9 protein-coding genes are annotated in these 11,963 nt (G+C 59.8%); all 9 read right to left on the bottom strand.

Features of this window, described 5'->3' with window-relative positions; all coding sequences use genetic code 11:
- Positions 1 to 5: 5 nt before the first annotated feature.
- Entirely contained in the window at positions 6 to 1,814 is a 1,809-nt protein-coding gene (locus tag EYQ35_09055; protein HIF64284.1) for a membrane protein insertase YidC, read from the bottom strand.
- A complete protein-coding gene (gene yidD / locus EYQ35_09060; protein HIF64285.1) occupies positions 1,726 to 2,001 on the bottom strand; it encodes a membrane protein insertion efficiency factor YidD in 276 nt (91 codons plus the stop codon). The genes EYQ35_09055 and yidD overlap by 89 nt, the downstream gene beginning before the upstream one ends.
- 13 nt (positions 2,002 to 2,014) lie before the next feature.
- The gene (gene rnpA, locus EYQ35_09065) at positions 2,015 to 2,371 is read right to left on the bottom strand and encodes a ribonuclease P protein component (GenBank protein HIF64286.1); all 357 of its coding nucleotides are present in this window, start codon (positions 2,369 to 2,371) and stop codon (positions 2,015 to 2,017) included.
- A 41-nt stretch (positions 2,372 to 2,412) separates the two neighbouring features.
- A complete protein-coding gene (locus EYQ35_09070) occupies positions 2,413 to 2,574 on the bottom strand; it encodes a 50S ribosomal protein L34 (GenBank protein HIF64287.1) in 162 nt (53 codons plus the stop codon).
- A gap of 207 nt (positions 2,575 to 2,781) precedes the next feature.
- Entirely contained in the window at positions 2,782 to 3,804 is a 1,023-nt protein-coding gene (locus EYQ35_09075; protein HIF64288.1) for an NAD(P)-dependent glycerol-3-phosphate dehydrogenase, read from the bottom strand.
- An 11-nt stretch (positions 3,805 to 3,815) separates the two neighbouring features.
- Positions 3,816 to 6,299, bottom strand: coding sequence for a DNA gyrase subunit A (gene gyrA / locus EYQ35_09080; protein HIF64289.1), 2,484 nt, complete (start codon positions 6,297 to 6,299; stop codon positions 3,816 to 3,818).
- Between the two features lie 11 nt (positions 6,300 to 6,310).
- Positions 6,311 to 8,779, bottom strand: coding sequence for a DNA topoisomerase (ATP-hydrolyzing) subunit B (gene gyrB, locus EYQ35_09085; GenBank protein HIF64290.1), 2,469 nt, complete (start codon positions 8,777 to 8,779; stop codon positions 6,311 to 6,313).
- Positions 8,780 to 9,023: 244 nt separating this feature from the next.
- Positions 9,024 to 10,148 carry a DNA polymerase III subunit beta gene (gene dnaN, locus EYQ35_09090; protein HIF64291.1) on the bottom strand — a complete coding sequence of 375 codons (1,125 nt, stop codon included), beginning with the start codon at positions 10,146 to 10,148 and terminating at the stop codon, positions 9,024 to 9,026.
- Between the two features lie 208 nt (positions 10,149 to 10,356).
- A complete protein-coding gene (gene dnaA, locus EYQ35_09095) occupies positions 10,357 to 11,754 on the bottom strand; it encodes a chromosomal replication initiator protein DnaA (protein HIF64292.1) in 1,398 nt (465 codons plus the stop codon).
- Positions 11,755 to 11,963: the final 209 nt, after the last annotated feature.

Below are 11,963 nucleotides of genomic sequence, written 5' to 3' on the forward strand. Positions count from 1 at the left end.
GCTTATTACTCCTGTGTCCGCTGCCGGTTGGTGTGGTACTGCTGCGCGATTGAAAGCAGGTTATTCGTGAACCAGTACAACACCAGGCCGGAGGGAAAGTTTACAAACATGACTGTGAAGACGACGGGCATGAGCATCATCATCTTCTGCTGGGCGGGATCTCCCATGCTCGGGGTCATGCGCTGTTGGAGGACCATGCTGGCCCCCATGAACAGGGTCATGACCGGTATTCCGGGCGGGGAGACAAAAGGAATGGCCAGGCTACCGAGTCTGTCGGGCTGCGACAGGTCGGTCATCCAACCGATGAAAGGGGCGTGACGTAGCTCAATTGCCTGCATGAGCGCGTTGTACAAGCCCAGGAACACGGGGATCTGCACCACCATCGGCAGGCAACCCGAAAGCGGGTTCACCTTGTGACGGCGATAGAGCTCCATCATTTCGCGATTGAGGGTCTCGCGATCATCTTTATACTTTTCCTGTATCTTCTTGAGCTCAGGCTGCACTTTCTGCATGGCCTTCATGGCGTGGGCCTGTCGCTTGTTGACGGGGTAAAACAGTACCCTCACGCCCAGCGTGAGCAGCAGTATCGCCACCCCGAAATTGCCCACGTAGCGCTCCAGGAAAATAAGCGCCTCGAGCATCGGTCGAGCTATGGCCGAGAACCAGCCCAGGTCGATTGCCGTGTCGAGCGAATGGCCGACGTCTTCGAGCAGGTGCAACCGCTTAGGCCCAACGAACAGGCTCCAGGACAGGCTGTCGGTGCCGTCCTCCCACAAGGTGGCTTCGCCCAGGCCTGATCCCGCGGCGGCAACAAACCGCAGCGCGGTAGTTTCAGGCGGAAAAAATGCCGCCATGAAATAGTGGCTCGCGTAGCCCGCCCAGGTGATCTGGCCCAGCTGGATCAGGGGCTCTTCGAGCCCCGACGCCGCGCTTGCCTCCAGCTCACCGTCTATAAACCCCACGGGCCCTTCTGTCCCCGCAAAGCGGTTGGCCTGTTCGCCCAACTGCCGGGTCCAGGACAAGCCGGTTGAACGACTACCCTCGGCCTTTACCTCCAGCTCTACGTCCAGAACGTAAGAACCCCCGTGCACGGTCACTCGCTTGGTGATCTCTTCGCCCGCCGGGCCCTGGCCACGCATGACCACTGCCATATCCGCCCCGAGCCTCTGCACGTCCAGTTCGTAGACAATGTTGCGGTCGTCGCGCGGCTGACCCTCGCCGTCGGTCCAGTAGGCACCAAGCGGCAGCAAGCTGCCGGCGGTTACCATGTCGAGCGGAGCACTATCGCCCGAGTTCGTTTCATTAAACTCTCGCAGCCGGTAGTGGCGCAGCCGGCCTCCCCGCGAAGTAAACACCGCCTCGACAAGATCGCTGGAAAGCTCGGCCAGCTGTTCGACGCTTCCCGGCGTGAAATGAATGGGGTCGGCCAACAGTCCGCGGGCTTCAATCGGGGGCAGCTTCAGTGCCGGCACCGGCGCCGTCGACGATACCGGCGGCGGGATGACCGCTCCCGATAAATCACCGCCGGTGGGTGCACTGCCAAGGTCGGGTTGCAGCCGCCCCGCTTGCTGTTGATCGGGGGGAAGCTGACCGGGGGGCACCTGCGCTTGAGGCGCAAAAAGATACTGGTAGCCAACCAGGATCCCGACCGAAAGTATAAATGCTAGTAGTGCTCTCTGTTCCACCAAGCGGCCCCATCTGAAGGCCGCAACCTGGCTCTCGGTTTCAACCCACTGGGTCGTAACCCCCGTCGGTGAACGGGTGACAGCGGGCCAATCGCGACAGCGCTCGTGCGCTGCCTGAAATCGGTCCATATCTATCTATCGCGGTCATGGCATAGGCGGAGCAACTGGGATGGTAGCGACAACTAGGTCCGAGTAGCGGGGATAAAACGGCACGGTAGGCGCGGATCGCATAGACCAGCGCGGCCGCTGTAAAAGCAGCCCAACTGGCACCAATAGCCCCCAGGCGACTAAGCCCAGGCGCTGACGGATCGGTCATCACTGGACCTCCGTCATTCGGTTTTAATGCCCACGAGGGCCGCAAGTTCCGTTTCAACATCCCTGTAACTCAAGCTGTCAGCACCCGCTCTGGCTATGACTACGAAATCGTGAGCCGGCTGCAGTTTGTTATAATTTAACCTGAAAAATTCTCTGACTCTTCGCTTAATACTGTTCCTTTTGACCGCCGAGCCTACTCTGCGACTCACCGTTATGCCCAGCCTGACGTCCTTCGTCGGCCCGGGACAAGCGATCAAAACAAAGTGCGGTCCTCTCTTACCGCGATTACCTCGCTGGATGCGCAGAAACTCCGCACGCTTGCGCAAACGACGAGTGCGGGGGTAAGTAAACCCCATGTGCCTGAGCCCCATGTCCTTGAGACCCGTATCCCGTCGGCTTGTCAGCCCGCCTGTCAGCCCCTAGCCCGCTTGGGAGGGGTGGAGACCGCAAGGCGTTTGCGCCCCTTGGCGCGACGATTTCTGATCACGCTACGCCCGCCTGGAGATGACATACGCGCCCTGAACCCATGCCGCCGGCGGCGACTCTGATTGCTAGGTTGATAGGTTCTTTTCACGCATTCAGCTCCCGTCTGAACCTTGCGCAGACTTCCACGCAGGATCCAACCGGGCAAAGCTGTCACAGCAATTCTATCTTGTCAATTGTACACGGCCTGGAGCAACAGCGCAGTTATTCTATATTACAGGGGTTTAGCGCCGCCGGGGCCGCTATCAAAGGGAGCTGAGCGAAGGCCGAAGAGAATTCGGGTGCCCCCTCGGCAAGCTCAGTGAAACTCGGGCTTGAGACTGCGCCCAAGCAGCTCCGAGAGGGCCTGGGACGGGGCCATGCCGTTGTAAAGGACCTCGTAGCAGGTCTCGACTATGGGCATTTCGACACCGTGCCTGTCTGCCAGCATCTTCACCGAGCGCGTATTGCGTACGCCCTCCACCACCATGCGCATGCTGCCCAGGATCTGCTCCACGTCCTCGCCGCGGCCTATTCGCAAGCCGAACTGGCGGTTGCGGCTCAGGTCGCCCGTGCAGGTCAACACGAGGTCGCCCAGTCCCGACAAGCCCGACAATGTTTCGGGACGAGCGCCGAGCGCCGCGGCAAGGCGCTGCGTTTCGGCCAGGGCCCTGGTTATCGTCGCTGCCCGTGCGTTGTGTCCCAGGCCCAGCCCATCGCCGGCACCCGTGGCAATGGCAATCACGTTCTTCACCACGCCGCCCACCTCGACACCGGTCACGTCGGTGCTGCTGTAGACCCTCAGGTTGAGAGACGCAAAGTTGTGCTGGATGCTCTCGGCGGTCTCCTGGTCAGCGGCCGCGGCTACCACCACGGTGGGCATTCCAGCTGCCACCTCGGTGGCAAAGCTTGGTCCTGACAGGACACCGACGCGCGGCATAACAGAGCTGCCGCCACCCTGCCGCTGCGCGGCGAGGCATTCACCAATTACCGCGGTCATGGTGGCACAGCTTTCGTCTTCGATGCCCTTGGATGCCGACACCACCACCGCGTCGTCCGCGATCCACGGCGCCACCGCAGTCATGGTCTCGCGCATTGCGTGCGAAGGCACAACCGCCACCACCAGGCTGGCGCCGGCGAGCGCCTGCTCGGCATCACTGGTCGCCTTGAGATTTTCGTTGAGTTTGAGCCCGGGCAGGTAGACCGGGTTCTCATGCCTGGCGTTGACCGCCGCTGCGACTTCTTTGCCCCGCGACCAGAGTACCGTTTCGTGGCCGTTGCCAGCCAGCAGACTAGCCAGGGCTGTTCCCCAGCTACCAGCCCCCAGCACCGCAGCCTTCACGGGCACGCCGCCTAGTCTCCCTCTTCCGGTGTTTCTATATCGGCCATCGACTCGGTGTCGACCTCTGCCACCAGCGCCACCGAGGCCACTTTCTCGCCACCACCGGAGTCTACCTTCACCAGGCGCACGCCCTGGGTCTGGCGCCCGATGACACGGATATCACCCACGCCCATGCGAATGAGCTTGCCGCCGTCTGTAACCAGTACGACGTCGTCATCAACATCGGCGATCTGTACCACTCCCACGACCTGGCCGGTCTTGGGGGTAACCTTCATGGTGTAAACACCCTTGGCGCCGCGCTTCACCAGCCGGTAGGTCTCGATCTTGCTGCGCTTGCCGTATCCGTTGGCCGACACCGTGAGCAGCGTGGCTCCAGCCTCGACGACCTCCATCGACACCACGACGTCACCCTTACCCAGGGTGGCACCGCGCACTCCACCGGCCGTACGGCCCATCGAACGAACATCGGTCTCCTTGAAACGCACCAGCATTCCGTTGCGGGTCGACAGCGCCATTTCCTTGGAGCCGTTGGTGATGCGTACCGAGATCAACTCGTCCTTGCCCACAAGGTTGATGGCCCTTATGCCGTTGGTCCGGGGTCGCGAAAAATCCATCAATGGCGTTTTCTTCACCGTCCCGGCCCGCGTTGCAAAGAACACGAACTGGTCCTTGGTGAACTCACGCACCGCGAGAAACGCCGACAACTCCTCGCCGGGCTGAAGGGGCAGCAGGTTCACTATCGCCTTGCCACGCGCCACGCGCCCAGCCTGGGGCAGCTCATGGACCTTTCGCCAGTACACCCGGCCCCGGTTGGTGAAAAACATCAGGTAGGAGTGGGTGGAGGCCACGAACATGTGCTCGATAAAGTCCTCGCCCTTGGTCCCGGCCCCGGTTTTACCGCGGCCACCGCGCCGCTGCTGCCTGTACAGCGAAGTCGCGTTACGCTTGATGTAACCCTCGTGCGAGACGGTAACCACCATCTCTTCGTCCACGATCATGTCCTCGATGCCGATGTCGTCGGTAGCCTCGGCTATCTCGGTACGACGTTCGTCACCGTATTTCAGCGCCAACTCTTCAAGCTCGGTGGAAATAATTTTCAACACCTCGGCCTTGTCCGAGAGTATTTTCTTCAGCCGGCGTATCAGTGCACGAACTTCCTTATGCTCTTGAAGAATCTTGTCGCGCTCGAGTCCGGTCAAGCGCTGCAGGCGCATGTCGAGAATGGCCTGGGCCTGCACCAATGACAGCTCGAATTTATCGACCAGTTGCTCTCTTGCCGTAACGGCGTCCTTGGCCTTGCGGATGAGCTTGATGACCGCATCGAGGTTGTCCAGCGCGATCTTAAGGCCCTCTAGTATGTGCAGCCTCGCCTCGGCCTTGCGCAGGTCAAACGCGGTGGCCCGGATAACCATCTCGCGCCGGTGATCAATAAAGTGGACCAGCGCCGACTTGAGGTTGAGCAACTTCGGCACACCGTCCACCAGGGCGACCATGCGCACCGAGAAGGTCTGCTGCATCTGCGTGTGCTTGTAGAGGTTGTTGAGCACCACCAGGGGCACAGCGTCCTTTTTGAGCTCCACCACGATACGCATGCCATCACGGTCCGACTCGTCACGGAGGTCGGAGATACCCTCGATTTTCTTGGCGTTGACCAGTAGCGCAATCTTCTCGATCAGCACCGACTTGTTCACCTGGTAGGGGATCTCGTTGATCACGATGCGCGAGCGCCCGGTACGTGAATCGGTCTCGGTGCTGGCGTTGGCCCGTACCTGCAGCTTGGCCCGCCCGGTCTGGTAGGCTTCCTTGATGGGCGCCCTCCCGAATATGGTGGCACCGGTAGGAAAATCCGGCCCCGTGACGTGCTTCATAAGCCCGTCGATCGAAATCTCCGGGTCGTCGATGAGGGCGCGCAGCGCAGCGCAGATTTCACGCAGGTTGTGAGGGGGGATCGACGTCGTCATGCCCACTGCGATACCGGTCGCGCCGTTAATGAGAAGGTTGGGCACGCGCGCAGGCATAACCGTGGGCTCGGCCGTGCTGCCATCGTAGTTGGGAATGAACTCGACGGTTTCCTTGTCGATGTCGACGAGCATTTCACCCGCCAGCCGTGACATGCGGACCTCGGTGTAACGCATGGCCGCAGCGGCGTCGCCGTCTACAGAACCAAAGTTGCCCTGGCCGTCAACGAGCAGGTAGCGCAGCGAAAAATCCTGGGCCATGCGAACGATGGTGTCGTAAACCGCCTGGTCGCCATGCGGGTGGTATTTACCGATAACGTCACCGACCACGCGCGCTGATTTCTTCGGCGGTTTATTCCAATCGTTGCTGAGATCGTACATCGCGTAGAGCACGCGACGGTGCACGGGTTTCAATCCATCGCGCACGTCGGGCAGCGCACGACCGATGATGACACTCATCGCGTAGTCCACGAAGGACGCACGCATCTCGTCCTTGATCTCTATGGGCAGCTCGGGGCGGCGTACGTTAGCTTCCATGCTTCATACCGCTAGACGTCCAGGTTGCGCACGTCGCGCGCGTTGGCCTCGATGAACTCCCGACGGATCTCCACGTTTTTGCCCATGCACAGGCTGATCATGGAGTCAGCTCCCGGCGCGTCTTCCATGGCCACCTTGAGCAGCACCCTGCGCTCCGGGTCCATCGTGGTCTCCCACAACTGCTCGGGGTTCATTTCGCCCAGCCCCTTGTATCGCTGCACGACCAGGCCCTTTTCGGCCCCCTTCATGATCACGTCGTAGAGCTCGTTGAGGCTTGCCGCCTCGCTGGTGCCGGTTCCGTTCTCAATCTGGAAGGGAGTCTTGCCCAGTCCTTCAAGTTCGCCCAGCAAGCGCGACAGCGTCGAGAACTCGGGCGACCCCAGCAACTCGGTGTCCACGATAGTGACCGTGGAACGGCCGTTGACAGTGGTGCTCACCACCATCCTCTCGCAACCGTGTTCGGGATCTTCCTCGTAAGATACGCTGTAAGGCGCAGACTCCGGGTGACGTTGATCGAGCTCGCTCTTGAGACGCTTGCCCGTCTTGCGCAGAACTGTTTTCTTGCCCAGGCTTGCTACGCTGATTTCGCCGTCGCCAGCCACCGCGCTTATGACCGCGCGATCGCGACGCTTCATCTCGAACACGTTGAGCAGGTCGCTTACACGCGTGAGCCTGGTGAGCGCCTTCGTCAGGGCCGCCGTCGTAATCGCTTTTTTGGCACCCTTGCCGCGTACATTGAGGCCTTCCACCCCGAGTTCTATCAGGTGCGCGTCGAGCGCCGGCTGATCCTTGAGGTACTGCTCCTTGCTCGATTTCTTGACCCGAAACAACGGGGGCTGGGCGATGTACAGGTGACCGCTTTCAATCAAGCGACGGTAATTGCGAAAGAAAAACGTGAGCAGGAGCGTGCGGATATGCAGGCCGTCCACGTCGGCATCAGTCATGATGATGACCTTGTGGTATCTCAGCTTGGACAGGTCATCAGCGTCTTCGCCCACGCCCAACCCCAGCGCCATGACCAGCAAACGTATGGCCTCAGACTGCAGCTGCTTGGCAACCGGCGCCTTCTCAATGTTGAGTATCTTGCCCCTGAGCGGAAGAATGGCCTGGTTGCGGCGATCACGGCCCTGCTTTGCCGAACCACCGGCGGAATCTCCCTCGACTATGTAGAGCTCGCTCTCGGCGGGGTCGCGGCTCTGGCAGTCTGCGAGTTTTCCGGGCAAGGCACCGGACTCCAGCGCCCCCTTGCGACGCACCATGTCGCGAGCCTTGCGCGAGGCCACCCGCCCACGGGCCGCGTCGAGACACTTATTGACTATCGCCCGGGCGTCGCGTGGGCTCTCTTCGAGGCAGGTCGCGAGACTCTCGTTCACCAAGGTCGCTACCAGGCCGCGCACCTCGCTGTTGCCGAGCTTGGTCTTGGTCTGCCCTTCGAACTGTGGCTCGGGCACCTTGACAGACAACACCGCGGCCAACCCTTCACGCGAGTCATCGCCTTCGATGGTTTCATCGTTTTTCTTGAGCAGGTTGTTGGCTACCGCATAAGCGTTGAGGGTTCGCGTGAGCGCTGAGCGCAGGCCGGCCATGTGGGTGCCGCCCTCGATGGTGTTGATGTTGTTGGCGAAGCTGTAAACGTTCTGCGTGTAGCTGTCGTTCCACTGCAGGGCGATCTCAATTTCAACCCCGTTACGCTCGCCGGTCAGGTAAACGATCTTGTTGTTCACTACCTCGTGGTCACGGTTGAGGTGCTCCACGAACGAGACGATTCCGCCCTCGTAGTAGAACGTTTCCATCTGGCCTTTTTCCCGTTCGTCCTCCAGGGTGATGCGCACGCCCCTGTTGAGGAAAGCCAGCTCGCGCAGCCGCTTGGCGAGGATGCCGTAGTTGAACACCTCCACCTCAAAAATGCTGCTGTCGGCCTTGAACTTGACCGTGGTGCCTGACCTCTTGGTTTCGCCCACGGCCTTGAGAGCGCGCTTGCGCTTTCCCCGGTGAAACTCCTGTTGGTAGACCTTGCCGTCGCGATAAATCTCTACCTCGAGATGTTCCGAAAGAGCGTTAACCACCGATACGCCGACACCGTGCAGACCACCCGAAACCTTGTAGGACCCCTTGTCGAACTTACCGCCGGCGTGCAGCTTGGTCATCACCACTTCTGCTGCCGACACGCCCTCGGTGGGGTGTTTGTCTACCGGGATACCACGGCCGTTGTCGCTGACCGTGATGCTGTTATCGACGTGGATTTCAACCACCACGACGTCGCAGTGACCGGCCAGGGCCTCGTCGATAGAGTTATCAACGACCTCGAAAACCAGGTGGTGCAGGCCACGCTCACTGGTGTCGCCAATGTACATGCCGGGCCGCTTACGGACCGCGTCCAGCCCCTCGAGGACTTTTATATTTTTGGCGGAGTAGTCTGCTGCCGGGGGTTTTGCCCCGCTCTTTCCAGTCTTTTTAATTACTTTGATTTTGCTCGGCATACGAAAAGAAAATCCTGTTCCAGAAGGGCACGAGCGCCTGGCGGGGCGTGCCCTTCTGGCCCGCTTCGGGCAGCGGTCGGTCCGCCCTCAAGGGGTCGTCCCGACACCGGCCAAAGTATCAATCAGGGCTCGGAAAGTAAAACGGGTCTGCGGCTGTTCACCCGCAAAAAACAAGGCCGAAATCAGGGGACCGGGACCCCGATATTATTCCGTAGGGGGATCTTTTTCGGCCCGACGGCCGAGCTCATATACGCATTGGCATAACGACGTAGCAGTAGTCCTTGTCGATTCCCCTGACGACGCCGGGGCTGAGCTGATCCTTGAGCGAAATCTCGACGTTTTCGTTGTCCGGAAGCACGTTGAGAACGTCGAGAAGGTAACGGCTGTTAAAGCCGATCTCGATCTCATCACCTCCGTACTTGACCTTCACATCTTCGCTGGCTTCGCCCAGGTCGGGGTTATTGGCCGACACCTCGAGAGAATCCTCCTGGACGCTGAACTTGATGCCTCGGGCTCGCTCACTCGAAAGCAAGGACACCCTGCGTACGGTCTGCAACAGGCTGTCCCGTTCGGCTACCATCAGGTGAGGAACCTTTTTTGGTACGACCTGGTTGTAGTCAGGAAAATTACCCTCGACCAGGCGCATGCTCATTATCGCGCTGCCAGCCTCGAGGAAGGCCTCGTTAGCGGTGATCGATAGCTTGACGTCTGCTTCCGAGGCCATATCGGAAAGTATCCTGGCAGTTTCGTTAAGGCCCTTGCGGGGTAGAATTACCCCGGAAGGAATTTCACCGCTGCTGTTCTTTTTTTCTATCATCGCCAGGCGATGACCGTCGGTAGCGACCATCCTCAACAGGCCACCTTCGGTAGCCGATTCCAAGTAGACCCCCGCCAGGTTGGACCTTGTGTCGTCGGTGGACACGGCGAAGATGGTTTTCTGTATCATGTCGAGAAGTTCGTTGACCTTGAATGAAAGAACCGTCGTGGCGCTACCGTTTCCCGGCGAATCGGAGACCCCCGGATGGTCGGAAGGGTCAATTCCCATCAGCTTGAAGTCTGAGCGACCGTAAGCCACTTCGACCCAGCTGTTCTTGAGAACCTTGAGCTTGAGTTCGATGCCGTCGGGAGCCTCCCTGACGATTTCGAACAACTTGCGGGCCGATACTGCCACTGTGCCGGGTTTTTTTACCTGGGCTGGACAGGACTGGCGCAGCCCGATTTCAAGATCGCTGGCCAGGACGATCACAGAGTCTGAATCAGTTTCGATCACCAGGTTGGTGAGCACTGGCATCGAGTGTCTTCGGTCGACCACTCCCTGGCAGCGGTTGAGTACGGTAAGGAAGGATTCTCTTTCTAGGGTTATCTCCATGCGGACCTCTTCAGTAATAAAGGAATAGACTTATCCTGTTACTGTTGTTAGATGCCAACTTTCGAGGGATAAGTTCGTAAGTTGTTGTATTGATGTAGTATTGTATGCACAGCAAGCCTGTGCGCTTCCTGCTGACAATCTGAGCGTAACTCCTTTCTTTGTGTTTCGGCTGCGATAGGCAAAATCTGCGCACAGCCCAGCGCATAACTTATCCACAGCCAATCATCCTCGTCACGGTGTCGACCAGATCGCGAAAACGGGGGTCGTCACTACGCTTCTTTTCGACCACCCGGCAGGCGTGGACCACGGTTGAGTGGTCGCGGCCACCGAGGAACTCACCAATGCGGGGAAACGAAGCGCCGGCGTGGTTGCGCATGATGTACATGGCCACCTGCCTTGCTTCGGCCACCTTCTTGGTGCGCCGTCGTGCCGCCAGTTCACCGGGCCTGAGGCCGAAGTGGCGGTTGACCCCGGTAGCTATGTCCTCGAGGCCGATTTCCTTCTGGCCATTGCCGCCGCTGGTGGCGAGCAGTTCCCTGGCCAGGTCCAGTGTCAGTTCACTGCGGTTCAACGAAGCGTAAGCACTCAAGCGGGTGAGCGCGCCCTCCAGATCACGGACGTTGGAGTCGATCTGAGAGGCCACGTAGCTCATCACCTCGTCGGGCACGCTTATGCTCTCGGCCTGGGCTTTGCGCCGCAGAATGGCCACGCGGGTTTCGGCGTCGGGTGACTGGATGTCCGCCACCAGGCCCCAGCCGAAGCGGTTGCAGAGCCGTTCTTCAACACCCTGTATCTCGTTGGGAAACTTGTCCGAGGTCAGCACGATCTGCTTGCCGCTGTCATAGAGCGCGTTGAAGACGTGGAAGAATTCTTCCTGGGTACGCTCGCGGCCAGCGAGAAACTGTATGTCGTCGACCACGAGCACGTCCATGCGGCGAACGCGGTTTTTGAATTCCTGCACGCGGTTGCGGGAGATGGCGTCGATGAGCTGGTTGGTGAAGCTGTCGGTGGACAGGAACAACACCCGCGCGTTGGGGTCAGAGTCGACGATGGCGTTGCCGATGGCGTTTGCCAGGTGAGTTTTACCCAGTCCCACACCACCAAAAATAAAAAAGGGGTTGTAAAGCGCGCCCGGCTGCCCGGCCACCGCGCGGGCGGCGGCATGTGCAAACTGGTTGCTGGGGCCGACCACGAAGTTGTCGAAATCGTAGCGGGCAAGGAAGCCCCCGGGCCGTCGCGCAGGAGGTTTTCTGACTTTCTGGCTGGCCTTGTCCGGCTCGTCGGCAAACAGGTTTCCCTGGGCCGGCTGCTCGTCGCAGACAAGGCGCAGGGTGTTCCGTTGTCCACTGGCCTCGGTCCAGGCTGTGGATATGTCGTCGAGAAAGTTCTCCTCTATCCAGGACGCACAGAGCCGGTTGGGGACAGTGATTTCCAGCGCCCCATCAGGTGCCGGACGCGTTTTCATGGGCTCAATCCAGGATTCGAAGTCCTCATCGGATACAACCGCCCTGAGCGAGCTAACGACTTGATTCCAAAGGGTTTTAAAGTTGACCGACGGGGCGTTTTCCACAACAATTACCAAACTTAGACACAGGGTTATCCACAACTGTTGATAACCCGTATCGCGGGGCCGCGGTGGAACTTATCCACAGGGGCACCGATGGTTGCCAATAGGCCCAAACGCGTGGAGTTTCAAGAGCGGTACGCGACGCGCGAGACAAGTATGCGAGAAACAAGCAGAGTTGAATGCAGGTTCGGTCGGTGCCATCGGTTGGTGTGAGCGGCACTCGCCTCCGGGCGGGGCCGGCAGCCTGG

Source organism: Candidatus Binatota bacterium, from assembly GCA_012960245.1.
GTDB lineage: Bacteria > Desulfobacterota > Binatia > UBA1149 > UBA1149 > UBA1149.

Bases quoted from the DNA above. Each gene is read 5' to 3' on its own strand.
- rnpA (HIF64286.1), bottom strand. From the start codon at position 2,371: ATGGGGCTCAGGCACATGGGGTTTACTTACCCCCGCACTCGTCGTTTG.
- yidD (HIF64285.1), bottom strand. From the start codon at position 2,001: ATGACCGATCCGTCAGCGCCTGGGCTTAGTCGCCTGGGGGCTATTGGT.
- EYQ35_09055 (HIF64284.1), bottom strand. From the start codon at position 1,814: ATGGACCGATTTCAGGCAGCGCACGAGCGCTGTCGCGATTGGCCCGCT.
- gyrB (HIF64290.1), bottom strand. From the start codon at position 8,779: ATGCCGAGCAAAATCAAAGTAATTAAAAAGACTGGAAAGAGCGGGGCA.
- dnaN (HIF64291.1), bottom strand. From the start codon at position 10,148: ATGGAGATAACCCTAGAAAGAGAATCCTTCCTTACCGTACTCAACCGC.
- gyrA (HIF64289.1), bottom strand. From the start codon at position 6,299: ATGGAAGCTAACGTACGCCGCCCCGAGCTGCCCATAGAGATCAAGGAC.